This is a genomic window from Massilia aurea (assembly GCF_040790145.1).
GTDB lineage: Bacteria > Pseudomonadota > Gammaproteobacteria > Burkholderiales > Burkholderiaceae_D > Telluria > Telluria aurea_C.
Genome location: NZ_JBFMMP010000001.1, coordinates 898027 through 914534, shown reverse-complemented (window position 1 = coordinate 914534; position 16508 = coordinate 898027). Strand labels below are relative to the sequence as shown.

At 64.0% G+C, this 16508-nt stretch carries 18 protein-coding genes; 13 read left to right on the top strand and 5 right to left on the bottom strand.

All coding sequences use genetic code 11. The features are described from left to right. Positions 1-96: 96 nt before the first annotated feature. From AB2N08_RS03880 to AB2N08_RS03865, 4 genes are all read left to right on the top strand, one after another. Positions 97-1677 (top strand): CHASE2 domain-containing protein, encoded by a 1581-nt coding sequence (locus tag AB2N08_RS03880; RefSeq protein WP_367609289.1) that lies wholly within the window; start codon positions 97-99, stop codon positions 1675-1677. A 10-nt stretch (positions 1678-1687) separates the two neighbouring features. Continuing rightward, positions 1688-2059 carry a hypothetical protein gene (locus AB2N08_RS03875; RefSeq protein ID WP_367609288.1) on the top strand — a complete coding sequence of 124 codons (372 nt, stop codon included), beginning with the start codon at positions 1688-1690 and terminating at the stop codon, positions 2057-2059. Positions 2060-2123: 64 nt separating this feature from the next. After that, positions 2124-3719: a M48 family metallopeptidase gene (locus AB2N08_RS03870; RefSeq protein ID WP_367609287.1), complete on the top strand. Its 1596-nt coding sequence runs from the start codon at positions 2124-2126 to the stop codon at positions 3717-3719. Between the two features lie 76 nt (positions 3720-3795). After that, a complete protein-coding gene (locus tag AB2N08_RS03865) occupies positions 3796-4458 on the top strand; it encodes a thiol:disulfide interchange protein DsbA/DsbL (RefSeq protein ID WP_367609286.1) in 663 nt (220 codons plus the stop codon). A 46-nt stretch (positions 4459-4504) separates the two neighbouring features. Here AB2N08_RS03865 and AB2N08_RS03860 read toward each other — a convergent pair whose 3' ends face one another. Next, on the bottom strand, positions 4505-5467 hold the full coding sequence (locus AB2N08_RS03860; RefSeq protein ID WP_367609285.1) for a serine hydrolase: 963 nt from the start codon (positions 5465-5467) through the stop codon (positions 4505-4507). Positions 5468-5756: 289 nt separating this feature from the next. Continuing rightward, positions 5757-6776 (bottom strand): sulfate ABC transporter substrate-binding protein, encoded by a 1020-nt coding sequence (locus tag AB2N08_RS03855; RefSeq protein WP_367609284.1) that lies wholly within the window; start codon positions 6774-6776, stop codon positions 5757-5759. Positions 6777-6998: 222 nt separating this feature from the next. Between AB2N08_RS03855 and AB2N08_RS03850 the strand changes: the two genes are divergently transcribed. The 5 genes from AB2N08_RS03850 to AB2N08_RS03830 all read left to right on the top strand — a co-directional run bounded on the left by AB2N08_RS03850 (position 6999) and on the right by AB2N08_RS03830 (position 9627). After that, positions 6999-7523: a GNAT family N-acetyltransferase gene (locus tag AB2N08_RS03850; protein WP_367609283.1), complete on the top strand. Its 525-nt coding sequence runs from the start codon at positions 6999-7001 to the stop codon at positions 7521-7523. Positions 7524-7636: 113 nt separating this feature from the next. Next, positions 7637-8254, top strand: coding sequence for a YcbK family protein (locus AB2N08_RS03845; protein ID WP_367609282.1), 618 nt, complete (start codon positions 7637-7639; stop codon positions 8252-8254). Positions 8255-8397: 143 nt separating this feature from the next. Then, positions 8398-8688, top strand: a complete 291-nt coding sequence (locus AB2N08_RS03840; RefSeq protein WP_367609281.1) for a DUF378 domain-containing protein — start codon at positions 8398-8400, stop codon at positions 8686-8688. Positions 8689-8694: 6 nt separating this feature from the next. Further along, positions 8695-9156 carry a metallophosphoesterase family protein gene (locus AB2N08_RS03835; RefSeq protein WP_367609440.1) on the top strand — a complete coding sequence of 154 codons (462 nt, stop codon included), beginning with the start codon at positions 8695-8697 and terminating at the stop codon, positions 9154-9156. 66 nt (positions 9157-9222) lie between these two features. After that, positions 9223-9627: a hypothetical protein gene (locus AB2N08_RS03830; RefSeq protein WP_367609280.1), complete on the top strand. Its 405-nt coding sequence runs from the start codon at positions 9223-9225 to the stop codon at positions 9625-9627. 19 nt (positions 9628-9646) lie between these two features. On the opposite strand, the gene AB2N08_RS03825 is transcribed toward AB2N08_RS03830, so the two are convergent. Further along, positions 9647-10618: an SMP-30/gluconolactonase/LRE family protein gene (locus tag AB2N08_RS03825; RefSeq protein ID WP_367609279.1), complete on the bottom strand. Its 972-nt coding sequence runs from the start codon at positions 10616-10618 to the stop codon at positions 9647-9649. Between the two features lie 106 nt (positions 10619-10724). Between AB2N08_RS03825 and AB2N08_RS03820 the strand changes: the two genes are divergently transcribed. Next, positions 10725-11834 carry a Gfo/Idh/MocA family protein gene (locus tag AB2N08_RS03820; protein ID WP_367609278.1) on the top strand — a complete coding sequence of 370 codons (1110 nt, stop codon included), beginning with the start codon at positions 10725-10727 and terminating at the stop codon, positions 11832-11834. Between the two features lie 110 nt (positions 11835-11944). Next, on the top strand, positions 11945-12727 hold the full coding sequence (locus AB2N08_RS03815; RefSeq protein WP_367609277.1) for a transporter substrate-binding domain-containing protein: 783 nt from the start codon (positions 11945-11947) through the stop codon (positions 12725-12727). A 60-nt stretch (positions 12728-12787) separates the two neighbouring features. Here AB2N08_RS03815 and AB2N08_RS03810 read toward each other — a convergent pair whose 3' ends face one another. Both AB2N08_RS03810 and AB2N08_RS03805 read right to left on the bottom strand, forming a co-directional pair. After that, the gene (locus AB2N08_RS03810) at positions 12788-13186 is read right to left on the bottom strand and encodes a hypothetical protein (protein ID WP_367609276.1); all 399 of its coding nucleotides are present in this window, start codon (positions 13184-13186) and stop codon (positions 12788-12790) included. 154 nt (positions 13187-13340) lie between these two features. After that, a complete protein-coding gene (locus AB2N08_RS03805) occupies positions 13341-15017 on the bottom strand; it encodes an electron transfer flavoprotein-ubiquinone oxidoreductase (RefSeq protein ID WP_367609275.1) in 1677 nt (558 codons plus the stop codon). 183 nt (positions 15018-15200) lie between these two features. Between AB2N08_RS03805 and AB2N08_RS03800 the strand changes: the two genes are divergently transcribed. Next, positions 15201-15977: an SDR family oxidoreductase gene (locus tag AB2N08_RS03800; RefSeq protein WP_367609274.1), complete on the top strand. Its 777-nt coding sequence runs from the start codon at positions 15201-15203 to the stop codon at positions 15975-15977. A 17-nt stretch (positions 15978-15994) separates the two neighbouring features. Beyond that, the gene (locus AB2N08_RS03795; RefSeq protein ID WP_367609273.1) at positions 15995-16426 is read left to right on the top strand and encodes an acyl-CoA thioesterase; all 432 of its coding nucleotides are present in this window, start codon (positions 15995-15997) and stop codon (positions 16424-16426) included. Positions 16427-16508: the final 82 nt, after the last annotated feature.

The following is a 16508-nucleotide window of genomic DNA, read 5'->3' as shown; positions in this document are numbered from 1 at the left end:
CATCCACTACCGGGCGAGGCAATAAAACATTTCAGATTTGCAAGACTGCCTGTACACTTGGTGTTCGAATAACTATTTCGATCAGTTGCCAATCGCATGTCGTTGCACTCCGTCCTGATCACGCTTCGCGCGGCCCTTGCCGATGCGCTCCGCCTTACCGATAAGGACAGGCAGCCACTGCGTCACCCGGCACCGACATTCGTCTGGGCCTTTGTCATCCTGGTGCTGATCTCGTTCGGCATGCTGTATCTCGGTGACAAACTCAACGCCAGCGGCATGGTGCTCACCCGTTTCATGGCTGCAGGCCAGGCGGCAGTGACGGCGCAGATCGGCTATCCCGACCGTGCGCGTGACCAGGTGGCCGTCGTGCTCTACGACGAACAGTTCTTGCGCGCGTACGACAGCGCATGGCCAATCAGCTACCAGGACCATGCCGATTGGCTGCTGCGCCTGGCAGGTGAGCCCGGTTCGCGTCCGAAGGCGATTTTCCTGGACATTACCTTCGGCCAGGAACGCGACGATGCGACGCTGCCGGCGTTGAACAGCGCGTTGTGTACCTTGCGCCACAGCCTGCACATCCCGGTCTTCCTGGCAGCCTTGCCAGACGCCGCAACCGGACAGCTCGGCCTGCGCGCGGGTCTCGGTTCATGCTTCACCCTCGTGGGCGCCGACTATACGCCCGACCCGCTGGACGGTTACGCCTGGACCTATCCATTGACCACGCACCTGGGCGCTGCCGGATGGACAGCCGGCCCGCCGTCAGCGCCGGCGCAGTATGCCTACCGCAGCGCCGCCATGACGATGGCCCAGGATGCCGGGCACATCGCGCTGGGTGAGGAGTCGGTGCCCATGGCGCTGGTCTGGGGTGCGGACGCGGCGCCTGGCGCACCGCTGGCCGAGCGCGACCGGGGCTGCGTGCCAGGCCGCTCACTGGTGCGCAACCTCACGCCAGGGCTGTTCCTGCAGTTCGAGGATGCCCCGCCACCGCTCTGTCCCTATCACCGCACATTGTCCATGGAGCAGGTCGGGGCCCTGCCCGAGGCAGAGCTGGCCGCGGCGCTGGCTGGCCGGTTCGTCCTGGTGGGGGCGAACATCCCTGGCCACAACGATTTCGCCCGGTCGCCGGTACATGGCCTGGTGCCCGGCGTGCACTACCATGCCATGGCGCTCGACAATCTGCTGAGCTACGGCGAGCGCTACAAGCTCAATCATGAATGGAACGCCGAGGGCATCGCCGCGCTTGTCTGGTCGGGCTTGCTGACAGTGCTGGCCGTGCTGGCCGTGCACTGGCTGTGGTCGTGGGCACTTGCCCGGATCGGGAAGGGCCAGACCTGGAAGACATTCGTGCACCGTCGCGCCGGCAGGCCCGCCTTGCGCACCTGGACCGATGAGGCGACCCTGCGCGGCCGCACTGGCATGGCCGCGGTCGGCGCTCTGGCCTGGGCCTTGCGCCTGACCCTGCAGTTCATCAGCGCCGCACTGCTCATCGCGGCCCTGCAAATCATATTTCGGGCCGGCATGCTCCCGGTCGTCGAGCTGATCGGGATGACCTTGTTCGTCGAGGCGATCGATTACCTGGCCCGCCTGCGCTGGTATGCCCTCGGCAAGGAGACGGCGCCGGCAGAGCCGGATCCGGTGCCCGGCTCGCCCGACCTGTCCACCCCCACGCCCCCTTGAAAGGATGCACATGAATATCGTGAAGCTCACCCTGTTGGCCTCGATCGCCCTGACCAGCGTCGCTGCGATGGCGCAGCAGACCATTGTCGCCGCCAGCCCCGCCAGCAGTGTCAGCTTCGACCTGTATCCGACGCCCGATGCGTCCCAGTCGCCGCGCGAGATCAAGGTTTCGGAGGCCGGGCTGCCGTTGCCGGTGCTGGCCCGCCAGGGAGGCTTCCTGAAGGTCGACATCGGCGGACAGCCGGTGTGGATTCGCAGCGCCAAGGTGCGCGTGAGCCGTACCAGTACCGCCAACTGTGGCGCGCTGGCCTCGCATGCGGCGCTCAAGCCGACCGCGTCCACGCCCGGCGCAGCCGATGTCGCCTGCACCAAGGCCAACTGACATGGCGGCGACAAACCCGGCTGGAAACGGCAGACTGCGCGTGCGGCGCAGTCGTCTGTTGTGCATGACGATCTGGCTGGGCCTGCTGGCAGGTTGCGCCGCCGTCCCCGGCGGCGTGCCAGGACTGCCGTATGGCGGTTCGGGCGCAGGCACTGTGGCGAATCCGGTCGGCCCCCTGGCGCCGCCGCAAGCGCGTAGTTGGCCCGATAGCGGGCAGGATGTATTGAACCAGCGCGCCCGCGGCTTCGGCCTGGTGCACTCGCCGGACCTGCAGCGCTACCTGAATGGCCTGTATGCACGCATCAAGGCGCAGGCCGGGGTGCCTGGCTGGCCGGGCGGGGTGCAGATTGTCGCCAACGAATCGCTCGATGCCTACGCCACTGGCGCCGGCAATCTGTATGTGTCGCTTCCGTGGCTCACGTCCGTCGAAAGCGAAGACGAGCTCGTTGCGTTGCTCAGTCATGAATTCGGTCACGTCTACCTCCATTATCACCAGCTCGAAGGCGCAGTGCAGGGGGCCGACATGGCGGCGGGAACCGTCGGCGTCGGCGTGATGCTGGTGAAGAAGACGGGACAGATCGCAGGCTGGAATCAGCTCGACAGCCTGGTGGCGGCCTACGCGCTTGGCAAGGGCCTGGCGACGACGGTGTACAGCCGCACGCAGGAAAGCGCGGCGGACGCGTTTGGCCTGAATATTTCGCTCAAGATGGGCTACTCCTACGAGCATGGATTGAAGGCTTTCCTCGAGCGCATCGCCAGTTGGGAGGACACCAACCGCGAGCGCGAAGCGCGCCGCCAGGAGCAGTTAATGGCGGCCATTCGCGCCGACGCGGTGACCAGGGCGCAGAAGTCGGCCGGTGGCGGCAGGGCGCCCGACGCCCTCCAGTTGCGCGTGGCCCAGACGACGGGCGAAGTGCAGGGCGCGCTCGATGCCACGATGAAAAGCTGGGGCATGAAGTTCGAGCAAACCATGGGCAAGCTGCGCAGCGATCATCCCGATATCACCGATCGCAGCGATGCGCTCGCGCACGCGATGGCGGCCTTCCCGGCGGCCCACTCCGATGCCGATCCGATCGTGGCGCCGCTGCTGGCCGCCCGCAACGCGCCGCGTACTGCCGCCATGCTGTCTCACTATGAATTGGCGTTCCGGGCATTGGCCGCCCCTGCCGATCCGGCGTCGCTGGTGGCGGCGCAACGCGCGACCACGGCGCCGACTGCCGCCCACGCGGTGCCGCTGTTTGCGCTCTACACGGTGCTCGGCCAGCAGCCGGGTGCGATGAAGCGGCGCGTTGCCGATCCTGGCAAACTGCTGGAAGCGAACTTCGTTTCGGAGCAGGACCGTGCCTGGAAGTTGTACACCATACGGGGCATGGGTCTGAAGACGTCGGGTTCCACGCCGGCGGCGAAGAACGTCATCGAATCGGGATTGGCTTATTTTGCAAAAGCCGAAGATGCCTGGCCGGATGCCATTCGCTTCTACGGTGAAACCCAGGGTTGGGATGAGGCCAGGCGGCGCGCAGCCGAATGCGGGAAACAGTTCCCGCTTGCGTCGGCGCGATGCACTGCTGCGGCCGCCAGTCCGGCCGAGCTGGCCGAGGCCGACCGCAAGGCAGAGGCCAAGGCCGAGAATCTGATGCAGCGCGTTTTCAAGAAGAAGTAACGACATGCGCCATGAAGTAGCTGCATTCCCCTGGTCACTTTAAATACAATACGTTTTTCATGTGAGAAAGCTTGCCATGCGATTTATCCGACGTGCCTTCATCGCCGCCGCCCTGGTGGCCGGTGTCGCCAACGCCTCGCCCACCGCACCGCGCGATGGCGCCGAATTCACGACACTGGCAGCGCCGCAGCCGACGCAGGCGGTGGGCAAGAAGGTCGAGGTCACCGAATTTTTCGCGTATCACTGCGGCGCCTGCAATGCCTTCGAGCCGACGCTGGCCAACTGGGTGAAGGCGCAGGGCGACAGGATCGCGTTGCGCAGGATCCCGGTTCTGTTCCAGGGGCCGCTAGACCCGGAGGCGCGCCTGTTCCTCACGCTCGAGGCGATGGGCCAGCTCGAACGCTACCACGATCGCGTGTTCCGCGCCGTGCACGTCGAGCGCAAGCGCCTGATGAAAGACGCCGACATCATCGCGTGGGCGGGGGCGAATGGCCTCGACAAGGCGAAGTTTGCCGAAGCGTGGAATTCATTCGGCGTGCAGACCAAACTCAAACGCCTGAGCCAGACCATCGACGCCTACAAAGTCAGCCGCACGCCGACGGTCGTCATCGATGGCAAATATGTCGTGTCGCCGGATCAGGTGCGGCAGGCGAACAAGATCCAGGATGTCGGTCAGCTGATGACCGCAACCGGCCAGGTGATGGATGCGCTCGTGACGAAGGCGGCTGCAGCCAAATAATGAGAAAGGGGCCTCGCGGCCCCTTGATCCCTGCAAACAGATTCCTTTAGTCACGGCGCTTGCGCGTCGTCTTGACCTTGGCCACCTTGCGGTTCTTGGTGGCCTTGACCTTCGACTTGACGACCTTCGCACGGGCCTTCGCCTTCGCTTTCGATCCGCCGGCGCTGGCCTTGATGCGGGGACCGCCCGTGGCGGCGCGCGCGACGCGTGCGACCGGCGCGGCGTCGCCGCTGATGAAGCGGCGGATGTTCAGGGCATCGACCACGCGCGCCGACGACGCACTGGCATTGAGCAGCACCAGCGTCGCCTTCTTGCCGGCGGCGGTGATGTTCATGATCAGGCAGCGGCCCGCTTCGTTCGTGAAGCCGGTCTTCGACAGGCCGATATCCCAGCCCTTGGCGCCGACCAGGCGGTTGGTGTTGTGATATTCGACGCCACGGCCGTTGATGTCGATCGTCTCCCGGGTCTCGGTGGTCATGCGCACGATTTCCGGATAGCGGACCGAGGCGACAGCCATCTTGACCAGGTCGCCAGCGGTGGAGCGGTTGTGCGGTGACAGGCCGGTCGGTTCTTCGATCGTGGTCTGGGTCATGCCCAGCGCGTGGATCTTGCGGCGCACGGCGGCCTTGAAGCCTTCGTTGCCGCCCGGGTAAGTGCGGGCCAGGGCAGCGGCGGCGCGGTTGTCGGACGACATCAGCGCCAGGTGCAGCACATCGCTGCGCGCGATGCTGGCGCCAACCGGCACGCGCGAGCTGCTGAACTTGACGCGGTCGACGTCGTCGCGGTCGATCTCGATCTGCTCGTTCATGTCGAGCTTGGCGTCGAGGACGACCATCGCCGTCATCAGCTTGGTCAGCGATGCAATCGGGACGACCGTGTTGGCGTTTTTTTCAAGGAGGATTTTGCCGGTCTCGTTTTCAACGACGAGGACGGACTGGGAGCCGAACGGCACGGCGAGTGCCGCAGCCGAAAACGTCATCAGGACCGTGGCGAGCAGGTGTTTGATCATGGGTGTCTGGAATCTTGGGTTGAGGTTGATGTAGCTTGGCGCCGAGCGGCGCAGGATCAACATCTGTCTCTAGGGCAACGAGAAGGAAGGGAAGATAGCATCTATCCGTCGAATATGTCTATGGCGCACAAGAAAATTCCCCCGTGACGGCGCAATTTTCTATCGAAATATGACAGCCTCCATGCATATTATTAAGAAAATATGTCGCATGGAAATGTCGACTGGCCGTTGTTGACGTGCCAATGCAAACAGCCCTGCACGCGGCAGGGCTGTCGAAGAGTGCTTCAAATTACTTGGCGGTGTAGATCTTGTCGAACTCGCCGCCATCGTCGAAATGACGCTTTTGCGCCGCGCGCCAACCGCCGAAGACATCATCCACGGTGAACAGGCTGATCGGCTTGTAGTTGGCCGCGTACTTTTTCATGACGGCGTCGGAGCGCACGCGCATGAAGTGCTTCGCGCCGATTTCCTGGCCGGTCGGGCTGTACAGGAAGTTCAGGTAGGCCGTTGCCGGCTGGCGCAGCTTTTCGCGGTCGACCACCTTGTCGACGACGGCCACCGGCGACTCGGCCAGGATCGAGCTGGTCGGGTAGACGACTTCGAAGTCGTTGCCGAATTCCTTGCGCACCATGCTCACTTCGTTTTCGAACGTGACCAGCACGTCGCCGATCTGGCGCTGCGTGAAGGTGGTGGTGGCTGCGCGGCCGCCGCCATCGAGGATCGGCACGTTCTTGAAGATCTTCGAGACCAGGTCGCGCGCGGCGGCTTCATTGCCGCCTTTCTTGATCACGGAACCCCACGCGGCCAGGTAGGTGTAGCGGCCATTGCCAGCGGTCTTGGGATTCGGGATGATCACGGCCACGCCGCTGCGCGCCAGGTCTTGCCAGTCACGTACCTGCTTCGGGTTGCCCTTGCGCACCAGGAACACCATGGTCGAATAGTAGGGCGCAGCGTTGTTCGGGAACTTCTTGGCCCAGTCCTTGGCCACCAGGCCACGGTCGGCCAGCATGTCGATGTCGTTGGCCTGGTTCATGGTGACGACCGACGCCGCCAGGCCATCGGCCACGGCCCGCGCCTGCTTGCTCGAGCCGCCATGCGACTGCTTGATCTCGACCGTCTGGCCGCTTTGCTGCTTGTACGACGCAATGAACGCCGGGTTGATTTCTTTGTACAATTCACGGGCGACGTCGTACGACACGTTCAGCAGTTCGGTCTCGGCGGCGCTGGCATGCAGCGGCATGGCGCTGCCCGCAGCCAGGACCAGCGCCAGGATCGAGCGGCGCAGCGTGTTCGGAGGGGTGATGCGCATGGTGGAGTCTCGCTTTGTAAAGGTTGTAGTGACAGCTTGCATGTTCCCTAATGTCGACGGGGAAAGGAACGATACTTTCGTCATATCGTTATGCCGCGAGCGCGTTTGCCCCTGTCGCCAGCAGGGTTGTTGACTTTCGGTGTATAGTCGAGCCCGTGCAATGCCCGGGGCGTCGCGCTTCGCCACCTCACGTAGTCGTAACCGTATTCATGTTGATGATCGATGTCCACGCGTATTGAAATCCGCAAGGCGCTTCCTGCCGATGCCACGCCAGCCTGCACGCTGCTGCGCCGCTCCATCGAGGAAGGCTGCCGCGCGGATCACGACGGCCAGCCAGCGGTGCTTGACGCCTGGCTCGGCAACAAGACGCCGGCCAATGTCGCGGCCTGGTTTGCCGCGCCGACCAATTTTGCCGTGGTCGCCGAGAGCGAGGGCCAGCTGGTCGGCTTGACGCTGTTGACCCAGGCCGGCAAGGTCGCCCTGTGCTACGTGCTGCCCGATGCGTTGCGCTGCGGCGTGGGCCGCGCGCTGCTGGCGGCGGTCGAGGCGCAGGCGCGCGTCTGGAACATCAGCAAATTGCATCTGCACAGCCCGGCGGGCGCGAGCGCGTTCTTCGAGCGCCACGGCTACAGCAACGCCGGCAAGGAAAAATCCTGTTTCGGCCTCGATAGCGACCTGATGTGGAAGCGACTCGACGGCGCCGCTGACAGCGGCGCGCGCAAGCGGTTCTGCAACTGCAGCGAGTGAGTCAGGTTCCAGGCCGGGCGCCACGCACAGCCGGTGCGCGCCGTACGGCGCGATCCGGGGCCGATACGCTATAGTACGGCCCATCGATATTCACGAGTTCCACCAACGCATATATGGCTTCCCGCAGAGACTTCCTCCATCAGGGCGCGCGCCTTGCCGCCATCGGTGTCATCGGTTCGCCGCTGGCCGCCGCCGCGACCGACCTCCAGCCGCCACCCGACCTGTTCGATTCACAGGCGCTCGACCTTGACTTCTGGGTCAAGCCGCGCACCCTGTCGATGACGCGTCCGCAAAACGGCGAAAAGGTGAACGTGCTGTACTGGAAAGATGGCGAAGTCATCGAGTCGGCGTACCAGGAGCTGTGCCATATACTGCGCGACGTGAACGGCAAGGCGTCGGCGCCGATCGATCCGAAGCTGTTCGAGATGCTGTGGAGCACCCAGGCCTTTATCGCCCGCTTCGGCATCATCAAGCCGCTCGAGATCCTGTCGGGCTACCGTTCGCCAGAATCGAATGCGCGCCTGCGCGAGCAGGGTATCCCGGCTGCGCGCCAGTCGCTGCACCTGGTCGGCAAGGCGGCCGATATCCGCATCGCCAGCCTGAACGAAGAAGTGCTCGGCGGCCTCATCAAGAGTTTCCGTGGCGGCGGTGTGGGCTACTACTACCGCAGCGGCCCGCGCGGCGGCTGGATTCACGCAGATACCGGCCTGGCGCGCACCTGGAAAGGCTGAGTTCGCGGCGCTCCGGCGTGACACGTCACGCGGCCCGCATGCGCTGCAATAGTGCGTGCGCGTTTGCTGTCTTGGGCTAGTATGGCCAGCAGGCGCCGGGGCATCCGTCCCGACGATTTCCACGTCTTTCCCAGGAGGCTGTGATGTCAACCATCAATACACCAACCATGGACCGCCGTTCTATTCCCGATCGCCGCGTAATGGCGCGCACGCATGGCCACTCGGCCATGTCCGCACTGGATTACATCGCGATGGCGCTACTGATTATCGGTGGCCTGAACTGGGGCATGGTCGGCCTGTTCGACGTTGACATGATCGGCGTGCTGTTCGAGCCGGGTAGCACGCTCACCCGCGTCGTGTACGTGCTGGTCGGTCTCGCTGCGCTGTATTCGGTCTACACAACGGCCAAGATGGCCGGCAGCAAGCGACCATAAGTGGCGCTGCGCATCGGGCTGATTTCCGATACACACGCGTTACTGCGCCCGCAAGCACTCGACTTCCTGCAAGGCAGCGATGCGCTGCTGCACGCAGGCGATATCGTTGATCCGGCCACGCTCGAGCGCCTGGCCGCGATCGCACCGCTCACGAGCGTGCGCGGCAACAACGACATCGGCGCATGGGCGCTGGCCTTGCCGGAAGCGGTGACCGTAACGTTCGCCGGCGTGGCCATCCACATGCTGCACGATCTCAATGAACTGGCCATCGACCCCGTGGCCAGCGGCGTGCGCGTCGTCGTCACCGGGCACACGCACAAGCCGGCGTGCGTCGAGCGGGACGGGGTGTTGTATGTCAATCCCGGCGCGGCGGGGCGGCGCCGCTTTGCACTGCCCGTATCGGTCGGCGAACTCATCATCGATGGCGGGCAGGTGAACGTGCGGCTCGTGACGCTCGACGTCACGTAAGTGACCGGGGGGCGCGGCGACCGAAATTGCCGTAAGATACGCCCCGTCCCCTTTTGCGTGCAGCACATGACCCTCCCGCCCGAACTGCCCCCACGTTTTAAACCCCGTCCCTGGACGTCGCTCGAGACGCCGCAAGACGTCGACCTGTGGATCGACGAACACAACGCCGCCATGCAGGAACTGATCGCGCCACACGAAACGGGCGTGGGCATCTGCTTCGCCCTGGCCGAAGGCGGGCTGGTGCACATGCAGACGACGGCCGACGCCGTCCTGCTCGACGTCGACAGCGACGCCGCCTGGATCGCGCCGCTGATCATGGCCGCCGCCGGCGCCGTGCAACCGCGCGGCCAATTCTGGGTGCTGCCGGACGACAAGCTCGTGCAGCTGATCCTCGGCCTGTCGACGCTCGTACAGAGCACCACGCTGGTCACGGGCCACAACTTCGGCCCGGGTTCGCGCCCGAGCTGGTAAGCCGGGTTCGCGGAAAACCTCAGTAGGGAAGGCCGCTCACGTCCAGCGGCAATTGCCAGACGGCGCCGGCGCCGGTGATGTACAGCGTCTTGCCGTCGGCCCCGCCGAAGGCGACGTTGGTGACGTTGGCATCGACCCGGATCGTTGCCAGTTCGCGGCCCTGCGGCGAGAACACGCGCACCCGTTTCGGCGCATGTTCCGTCACGTACAGGTTGCCATGGCAGTCGAGTGTCATGCCGTCGCCATTCTCGATCCCCTTGATCAGGTCGCGGCCCGCTTGCGGCACGCCATCCTTGATGGGGTAGGCGCGCACCGCGCCGTCGCTTGCATTCACGTACAGCGTGTCGCCATTGAGTGACAGGGCGATCCCGTTCGGATTCTTGCGCGAGCCGTCGACCAGCGTCACCGCGCCACTCGTCGCCACCCGATAAATCCCGGTCACCGGCTGGCCGCCGGGCGCCGCCGCTTTCTGGTAATCCGGATCGGTGAAGTAGATCGTGCCGTCGGCCGCGATGGCGATATCGTTTGGCGAATTGAAGACCTGGCCCTGGAACTGCGCCGCCACGTTTGTGCGCTTGCCGCCCGCCAGGTCGTAGCGTGACAATGCCTTGTACTTGTGGGTCGCGGCCACCAGCGCGCCCTTGGCATCGACCGCCAGGCCGTTGCTGCCCGCATCATCGAGCGCCGTGGTGACCGCGCCGCCGGGAACGTATTTGCGCACGCGCGACGGGAAACCCTGGCTGAAGCTGAAGTCCGAGAAATACAGCGCACCGCCCATCCACACCGGCCCCTCGTACAGTCCCGGCTCGTTTCGCGAGGGCGTGATCGCGGCGATGCGCTCGGCCTTCAGTTCGCCCGACGGGGCCTTGCCGCTGCAGCTGGCGGCCGGCGCGGCGGATGCGACGCCACACACGGCGGTGGTAACACCGGCGGCTAGCATCAGACGCAACAAAGAGGCATAACGGGGAGCACGGCGGTGGGACACGGACATGGCAACTCCTGGCAAGGTGGACGATTGGAAGACAGCGATGCTACCGCTATCATTTCATATGAATCAATTGTATCCTTCCTGAACAGACGTGATAAAGGAGACAAGAATGATCGATGTAAATCGGCGTGGCCTGGTAATGGCGGCAGGTGGCGTCCTGGCGGCGGGTGCAATGGGTTCGAGCTGGGCCAGCACCGGACGCAAGCTCGGCTACGCAATCGTGGGCCTGGGCGGCTATGGCCTGGGCCGCATCATCCCGCAATTCCAACATTGCCAACACAGCCGCCTGGTGGCGCTGGTCAGCGGCGACGCCGCCAAGGCCAGGAAAGTCGCGCAGGAATACGGTGTGCCCGAGCGCGGCATCTATTCGTATAGCGACTTCGACCGCATCCGCGACAACCCCGACATCGACATCGTCTATATCTGCCTGCCCGTGTTCATGCACGCCGAGTACACGATCCGCGCTGCGCAGGCCGGCAAGCACGTGATGTGCGAAAAGCCGATGGCGCTCAATCCGCTCGAGTGCGAGCAGATGATCGCCGCGTGCCGCAAGGCCGGCAAGAAACTGATGATCGGCTACCGCTCGCGCTTCGAGCCGCACAATGTCGAGGCCATCCGACTGGCGCGTGCCGGCGCGATCGGCACGATCCGTTATTTCCGCTCCGAGCATGGCTTTGTCGCGGGCGACGCCAACAGCTGGCGCATGAAGAAGGCGCAGTCCGGCGGCGGCTCGCTGATGGACATCGGCATCTACGCCTTGCAGGCGGCGCGCTATGCCACCGGGGAAGAGCCGCTGGCCGTGTTCGCGAAAGAAACCACCAACCGCAGCGATCCGCGCTTCCGCGAAGTGGAAGACATGATCGACTTCCAGCTCGAGTTTCCGTCCGGCGCAATCGGTTCGTGCATGTCGATGTACAGCGCCAACCGCAACCAGTTTTTGCTGATGGGCGAGAAGGGCCGGATCGAGCTGGAACCGGCCACCGCCTACAGCGGCCAACGCATGTGGGTCGGCGCTGAACGCAGCGACAAGACCGAGGTCAAACCACCGCCGGGGCCTTACGCGAACCAGTGGGTCGGCCAGCTCGACCATATGGCGCAATGCGTGCTGCAGAACCGCGAGCCGCTTGTCCCGGGCGAGGAAGGGTTGCGCGACATGCGCATCATCGAGGCCGTCTACCGCTCGGCGCGCGAGCAAAAGCGCATCGTCTTGCGCTCTTGACTCTGGTCATTCGCGCTGTTTTTCGGTTATAACGTGTTTTTGACCGTGCGGGGAACTGGCAGATGCCCGAAGGGATAGCAAGGGAACGGCGGCGCCGCGCGCTGGCGCGAATGTTGGCACTGCCACTGGCGCCGGCGCTTGCAGCGCTGTGCACGCCATGGGCAGCGGCGGCCGACCTGGCGGATATCACCGCCACGCGCGGCACGCTGCGCATCGCGCTCGAGGGCACCTATCCGCCGTTTAATTTCCGTGACACGAAAAGCGGGCAGCTGACCGGCTACGATGTCGACGTGGCCCGCACCGTCGCCATTCGCATGGGCCTCAAGCCGCAATTCGTGCTGACCGAATGGAGCGCGATCTTGCCGGCGCTGAGCGCGGGCAGGGTCGATGTCGCGATCAGTCAGGTCATCATCACGCCACAGCGGGAAAGGGAATTCGAGTTCTCGGCGCCCTACACCTATTCGCAGTTCCAGCTGATCGTGCGCACGAATGAACGCGCCACGTATCGCACGCTGGGCGATCTCAAGGGTCGCAAACTGGGCGTTCGCCAGAACAGCGTGTTTGAACAGCGGGCCAGGGACGTTCCCGGCATCGAGGTCAAGAGCTATCCGGCCATGCCCGAGAATTTGCAGGACCTGGCATTCGGGCGAATCGATGCCTTGCTTGACGACAGCCTGCTGGTCGATTACCTGATCAAGCACACGCAACTGCCGCTGAAGGCCGGCGCCCGCGTCGGCAATGTCGAGCGCGTCGGCATCGCGATGCGCAAGGGCCACCCGAACTTCAAGCTGGCGATCGACAAGGCGCTGCGCGAAGCGCGTGCGGATGGCACCTTGCGCGCGCTGTCGCGCAAGTGGTTCGGTCACGATGCCAGTAGCACGCCGCCACCCTGAGCCACGCAAAAAAAGCGCGGCCCGATCAAGGCGCCGCGCTTTTGCGTGGACAGTGCCACCTCAGCGTTTCTTGTCCTGCTTGCCTTCCCAGTCGCTCTGCTGGTCCATTTGCCGGGACCCGCTGCCCGGCGAACCCTGGTCGCGGCTGTCGCGGTCGGCGTTCAGGTCATCCAGCGCCGGGGTGCCACCTGATGCATGTTGGCCACCCTGTTGCTGGTTCTGCCGCTGCGCACCGGCCCCTTGCTGGCTGCCGATGTCTTGCTGCTTGCCCTGCTGCATTCCGTCCTGCATTCCGTCCTGATTACGGCCAGCCTGCTGGCCAATGGATTGCTTGTTGCCGGCGATATCCTGCTGTAAGTCTTGCTGAATGCCCTGCTGCTTGCCGCTCTGCAGATTACCGCTTTGCTGGCCCGGATTCTGCGCCGACGCCTTGTCGTTCTGTCCTTTGTAATCACCCATATTCGTCTCCTGCCAATGGTGTGTGAGCAACCGATGCTACGCCGTTCGCATCGCCTGCCAATCAGAGCATTGGCGGCGATTCTGTAGGACGTCTCGTACAAAGTCAGCAGTAGAAATAAAAGCGGGCGGACCGTTGCGCAGCCCGCCCGAGCGATTACATATTCGGATAATTCGGTCCGCCGCCGCCTTCCGGGGTGACCCAGACAATGTTCTGGGTCGGGTCCTTGATATCGCAGGTTTTACAGTGCACGCAGTTCTGGGCATTGATCTGCAGGCGATCCCCGCCGTCGTCGCGCTTGACGTACTCGTACACCCCGGCCGGACAGTAACGCTGTTCCGGGCCGGCATACTTGGCCAGGTTCACATCCACCGGCACGCTCGGGTTCTTCAGCGTCAGGTGGATCGGCTCGTCTTCGCGATGGTTGGTGTTCGAGATGAACACCGACGACAGCTTGTCGAAGGTCAGCTTGCCATCCGGCTTCGGATAGGCGATCGGCTTGAAGTGCGAGGCCGGCTTGAGGCACTCGTGGTCGGCATGCTTGTGGTGCAGCGTCCACGGCGCCTTGCCACGGAACACGATCTGGTCGATGCCGGTCATGATCGTGCCCAGCACCAGGCCTTTGCTCATCCACGGCTTGAAGTTGCGCGCCACGTGCAGTTCTTCGTGCAGCCACGATTGCTCGAACGCCGCCGGGAAGCTGGTCAGCTCGTCGCTCGTGCGGCCTTCGCCCAGTGCGGCAAAGGCTGCCTCGGCGGCCAGCATGCCGGTCTTGATCGCGGCGTGGCTGCCCTTGATGCGGCTGGTGTTCAGGAAGCCCGCATCGCAGCCGATCAGTGCGCCGCCCGGGAACACGGTTTTCGGTAGCGATTGCAGGCCGCCCGCGGTGATCGACCGCGCGCCGTACGAGATGCGCTTGCCGCCTTCGAAGAAGCCGCGAATGGCCGGGTGCGTCTTGTAGCGCTGGAACTCGTCATACGGCGACAGGTACGGATTCTGGTACGACAGGCCGACCACATACCCGACCGCAACCTGGTTGTTTTCCAGGTGGTACAGGAACGAACCGCCATAGGTGTCGTTCGGCAGTGGCCAGCCGGCCGTGTGGATCACCAGGCCCGGCTGGTGCTTGGCCGGATCGATTTCCCACAGTTCCTTGATGCCGATACCGTAAGTCTGCGGATCCTTGCCTTTGCTCAGCTCATATTTGGCCATCAACTGCCGGCCCAGGTGGCCGCGCGAGCCTTCGGCGAAGAACGTATACTTGGCGTGCAGCTCCATGCCGAGCTGGAATTCCGGGCCCGGCTCGCCATCGCGTTTCACGCCCATATTGCCGGTGGCGACGCCCTTGACCGAGCCGTCTTCGTTGTACAGGATCTCGGCGGCCGGAAAGCCCGGGAAGATTTCCACGCCCAGCGCTTCGGCTTGCTGGCCGAGCCAGCGCACCACATTGGCCAGTGAAATCACGTAATTGCCGTGGTTGGCCAGCGCCGGTGGAATGGCGAAATTCGGCGTGGCGAACGATTTATTCTCGGTCAGGAACAACACGCGGTCTTCGGTCACGGCCGTGTTGAGCGGCGCACCTTTTTCTTTCCAGTCGGGGATCAGCTCATCCATCGCGCGCGGATCCATCACCGCGCCGGACAGGATGTGCGCGCCGAGCTCGCCGCCTTTTTCCAGCACGCAGACGGTGACTTCCTGGCCTTTTTCCGCTGCCAGTTGTTTCAGGCGAATAGCGGCCGACAGGCCGGCCGGGCCGCCGCCGACGACCACGACGTCGTATTCCATCGCATCGCGCGGGCCGTATTGTTCGAGCAGGTTGGTTGTCTCTGTCATGATATTTTTGGGAGAGTAATGACGGGAATCACGAAAATAGCACGAGTGTGCGGGTTTTTGCTGTTCAATGCAATATCGCGGCCATTGTAAGGGCAATATTAGAAGGGGCAATCGAATACCCGACATTTGTGGGATCATGGTGCTTTCGCAACTCGTGATCGCACTTACATCGGGGAGTCGGACGTGGGAATTGAAGTCAATTTTGAAGGAAAGATTGCAATGGTCACCGGCGCGTCCAGCGGCCTGGGCGCGCGCTTCGCCAAGGCCCTGGCCGGCGCCGGGGCGCAGGTCGTGCTGGCCTCGCGCCGGGTCGAGCGGCTCAAGGAGTTGCGCGCCGAAATCGAAGCCGACGGCGGCGCCGCCCATGTGGTGCGCCTCGACGTGACCGACCTGGGCAGCATCAAGGCGGCCATCGCCCATGCCGAGACCGAGGCCGGCCCGATCGATATCCTGATCAACAACTCGTCCGTGTCGTCTACCCAGCGCCTGATCGACGTCGGCGAAGACGACTACAACTACATCATGGACACCAATCTGCGCGGCGCGTTCTTTGTTGCCCAGCAGACGGCCAAGCGCATGATCGCGCGCGCCAAGGGCGATCCGCGCAAGCAGCACCGCATCGTCAATATCGCCTCGGTGGCCGGCCTGCGCGTGCTGCCGCAGATCGGCGTGTACTGCATGAGCAAGGCCGGCGTGGTGCAGATGACCAAGGCCATGGCGGTGGAGTGGGGCAAGTACGGCATCAACGTCAACGCCATCTGTCCCGGCTATATCGCCACCGACTCGAACGAGGATTATTTCGAGACCGAACAGGGCCGCAAGCTGGTCGAGATGTTGCCGCGCAAGCGCGCCGGCCGGCCCGAAGACCTTGACGGCCTGCTATTGTTGCTGGCCGCCGAAGAAGCCCACTTCATCAACGGCGCCATCATCACGGCCGATGACGGCATGATGGCGCACTGAACGCCTGGACAAACAGAATGAGCAGTGAAAACACCGCACCAAAGCCCGTGCACACCATGCGCATGCCGATCCGCTGGGGCGACATGGACGCCATGGGCCACGTCAACAACACCAATTACTTCCGCTATATCGAATCGGCCCGCATCGCCTGGCTCGAGCAGGTCGGCGGCCTGCCCGATCCGCGCGGCGAAGGGCCGGTGATCGTCAACGCCTCGATGAACTTCCTCAAGCAGCTGACCTATCCGGGCGAGATCGAGGTGCGCACCTTCGTGGCGCCGCCGGGGCGTTCGAGCGTCGAAGTCTCGCACGAGATCCGGTTGCTGGACGCCAATGGCGAACCGGGCGAGCTGCACGCGCATGGCATGGCCAAGGTGGTGTGGGTCGATTTCAGGATTGGCAAGTCGGCGCCGTTGCCGGACGCATTAAGAGACGTGCTGCCGACGGCCTGACCGCACCCAAGCCGGATTTGCGGAGTGTTGCAAATTTTGCGATTTTTCACCACTTGGTAATTCCCGGGAGGAAACTGAGCGA